Genomic DNA, 2,697 nt, shown 5'->3' with positions numbered 1-2,697 from the left:
CGGAACTTACCCGACAAGGAATTTCGCTACCTTAGGACCGTTATAGTTACGGCCGCCGTTTACCGGGGCTTCGATCAGGAGCTTCGCCCGAGGGCTAACACCATCACTTAACCTTCCGGCACCGGGCAGGCGTCACACCCTATACGTCCGCTTGCGCGTTTGCAGAGTGCTGTGTTTTTAATAAACAGTTGCAGCCACCTGGTATCTTCGACCGGTTCGAGCTCCGGCAGCAAGTGCCTTCACCCTACGCCGGCGTGCCTTCTCCCGAAGTTACGGCACCATTTTGCCTAGTTCCTTCACCCGAGTTCTCTCAAGCGCCTGGGTATTCTCTACCTGACCACCTGTGTCGGTTTGGGGTACGGTCCCACTGTATCTGAAGCTTAGAGGCTTTTCCTGGAAGCGTGGCATCGATGACTTCGGCACCGTAGTGCCTTCGTCTCGCCTCTCGGCCTTGGGATCCCGGATTTGCCTGAGATCCCAGCCTACCGGCTTTCACCAGGACAACCAACGCCTGGCCCACCTAGCCTTCTTCGTCCCCCCATCGCAATACAGTGAGGTACGGGAATATTGACCCGTTTCCCATCGACTACGCCTTTCGGCCTCGCCTTAGGGGCCGACTCACTCTGCTCCGATTAGCGTCGAACAGAAACCCTTGGTCTTCCGGCGGGGGAGTTTTTCACTCCCCTTGTCGTTACTCATGTCAGCATTCGCACTCGTGATACCTCCAGCAGACTTCTCAATCCACCTTCATCGGCTTACACGACGCTCCTCTACCGCTTGCCATTCGGCAAGCCCGTAGCTTCGGTACCTGGTTTAGCCCCGTTACATCTTCCGCGCAGGCCGACTCGACTAGTGAGCTATTACGCTTTCTTTAAAGGATGGCTGCTTCTAAGCCAACCTCCTAGCTGTCTGAGCCTTCCCACATCGTTTCCCACTTAACCAGGATTTCGGGACCTTAGCTGACGGTCTGGGTTGTTTCCCTTTTCACGACGGACGTTAGCACCCGCCGTGTGTCTCCCACGCTTGCACTCACCGGTATTCGGAGTTTGCCTCGGGTTGGTAAGCCGGGATGGCCCCCTAGCCGAAACAGTGCTCTACCCCCGGTGGTGATACGTGAGGCGCTACCTAAATAGCTTTCGAGGAGAACCAGCTATCTCCGGGCTTGATTAGCCTTTCACTCCGATCCACAAGTCATCCAAATCTTTTTCAACAGATCCTGGTTCGGTCCTCCAGTTGATGTTACTCAACCTTCAACCTGCTCATGGATAGATCGCCCGGTTTCGGGTCTATTCCCAGCGACTGGTCGCCCAGTTAAGACTCGGTTTCCCTACGCCTCCCCTATTCGGTTAAGCTCGCCACTGAAAATAAGTCGCTGACCCATTATACAAAAGGTACGCGGTCACATGACTGGCATGCTCCCACTGCTTGTACGCATACGGTTTCAGGATCTATTTCACTCCCCTCTCCGGGGTTCTTTTCGCCTTTCCCTCACGGTACTGGTTCACTATCGGTCAGCCAGGAGTATTTAGCCTTGGAGGATGGTCCCCCCATGTTCAGTCAAGGTTTCACGTGCCCCGACCTACTCGATTTCACGACTCTCGGATTTCGGCTACGGGACTATCACCCGCTATGGTCAGGCTTCCCAGCCTGTTCGCCTATCGGTTGTGTCGCTTAAGGGCTAGTCCCCGTTCGCTCGCCGCTACTGGGGGAATCTCGGTTGATTTCTTTTCCTCGGGGTACTGAGATGTTTCAGTTCCCCCGGTTCGCCTCCCAACACCTATGGATTCAGTGTGGGATACCCTGCTGGTGCAGGGTGGGTTTCCCCATTCGGAAATGCCCGGGTCACAGGTTGTTTGCCACCTCACCGAGCCTTATCGCAGGCTACCACGTCCTTCATCGCCTCTGGCTGCCAAGGCATCCACCGTATGCGCTTAATCGCTTGACCATATAACCCGAAGGGGTCTGGTCTGCGATCACGTACGACAATTGCCGGATACGCTTGAGACGTATCACTTTTGCTCTTTCCTTGCGGAAAGAGCTGTCAGCATGATTCACATTGTTAAAGAGCGGACTGTTCAGAGAACAGTGGGAAGTCTTACGACTTGCCGCTGGTCTCTGCAGATAAAAGACTGGCTTGGAGAAGTATGGTGGAGCCAAGCGGGATCGAACCGCTGACCTCCTGCGTGCAAGGCAGGCGCTCTCCCAGCTGAGCTATGGCCCCACTGATTCCGGCCTTCCCTTAAGGGACGGTTCGGTTAATTTTATTCAGACCAAGGCATTTCGTGGCGACGCATAGCCTGCTATGTGAGTCACGAAATAACGCAGGACTGGATAAAATTGGTGGGTCTGGGCAGATTTGAAATAAACCCGGCGACCTCACCCTTCTCTTACAGAACTTCCGGGGGTGCGCTCTCACCAACTGAGCGACAGACCCGGCCGAAGCTCGAGAATGGTGGGTCTGGGCAGATTTGAACTGCCGACCTCACCCTTATCAGGGGTGCGCTCTAACCAACTGAGCTACAGACCCATTGGTCGCGCTGGGTCCATACCCAAACAGTCTTTGCTCTGGTCGATCAGGTAATTCATTGTGAGCACTTGCCGCGAGGCGGCGATACGTCGGTTAAGGAGGTGATCCAGCCGCAGGTTCCCCTACGGCTACCTTGTTACGACTTCACCCCAGTCATGAACCACACCGTG

At 55.1% G+C, this 2,697-nt stretch carries 3 tRNA genes and 2 rRNA genes; all 5 read right to left on the bottom strand.

Going from position 1 to position 2,697, the window contains the following annotated elements:
* A 23S ribosomal RNA gene (locus QPM17_RS23420) occupies nucleotides 1-1,945 on the bottom strand; the annotation flags it as partial.
* A 200-nt stretch (nucleotides 1,946-2,145) separates the two neighbouring features.
* A tRNA-Ala gene (locus QPM17_RS23415) sits at nucleotides 2,146-2,221 on the bottom strand.
* Between the two features lie 117 nt (nucleotides 2,222-2,338).
* A tRNA-OTHER gene (locus QPM17_RS23410) sits at nucleotides 2,339-2,434 on the bottom strand.
* A gap of 16 nt (nucleotides 2,435-2,450) precedes the next feature.
* Nucleotides 2,451-2,527: transfer RNA gene (locus QPM17_RS23405), tRNA-Ile, on the bottom strand.
* Between the two features lie 94 nt (nucleotides 2,528-2,621).
* Nucleotides 2,622-2,697, bottom strand: a 16S ribosomal RNA gene (locus tag QPM17_RS23400); the annotation flags it as partial.

The organism is Marinobacter azerbaijanicus, assembly GCF_030250645.1.
Taxonomy (GTDB): Bacteria; Pseudomonadota; Gammaproteobacteria; order Pseudomonadales; family Oleiphilaceae; genus Marinobacter; species Marinobacter azerbaijanicus.
Note: the sequence above shows the minus strand (reverse complement) of the source record. Positions and strands in the feature narration are given on the sequence as shown.